1 protein-coding gene is annotated in these 583 nt (G+C 24.5%); it reads right to left on the bottom strand.

The genetic code is table 11. From position 1 onward, the window contains the following. Window positions 1-583, bottom strand: a 583-nt coding sequence (locus KJQ99_RS09515; RefSeq protein WP_214150686.1) for a hypothetical protein, incomplete at both ends; no start/stop codon positions are given.

Below are 583 nucleotides of genomic sequence, written 5' to 3'. Positions count from 1 at the left end.
CAGATGTTTATAATAGACAGAATCTTTTTTAAATTCTTTCGTAAAATCTATAAAATCTCCTAGCTTATCATTTGTAATTAATTCTTTTAATTTATCTTCGCTTATTTTTAATTCATTACTTATGTTTTGGATATTAAATTTTTGTAATATTTCTTTTTCGTTATTATCTAAAGATTGTGATTTTTTAAGTTTTGCAATTATATTATTAAGTTTAATTTGTTCTTCTGTTTCTTTATTTAATTCTTCAGTTATATTAGTATTTATTTTTTTGTGTGAAATTGTCATAAAAGGTAGATTATCTAAAAATACTCCATATTGGTAAGCAGTGTCAGAATAATTGTATTTTTCAGCAATTGTTATATAGCCATCAAGATTTTTATCCATACTAATATTCCCATCAAGTATTGTGCTAATATCAGTTGATTGTTTATTATCAACAGTCAAAATACTTGGAACATAACTTGCAACTTTAGTAGCTTGTCCTGAACCATCTTTAGTTGGCTCTATATATAAAGCAAATGCATAGATAGTATAATCAATTTCTTTTTTATCTACTTCTCCATCGTTATTTCTATCGGCTGCT

The organism is Campylobacter sp. 2018MI13, assembly GCF_018501135.1.
GTDB lineage: Bacteria > Campylobacterota > Campylobacteria > Campylobacterales > Campylobacteraceae > Campylobacter_E.
This window is presented reverse-complemented; position numbering and strand designations above follow the sequence as displayed.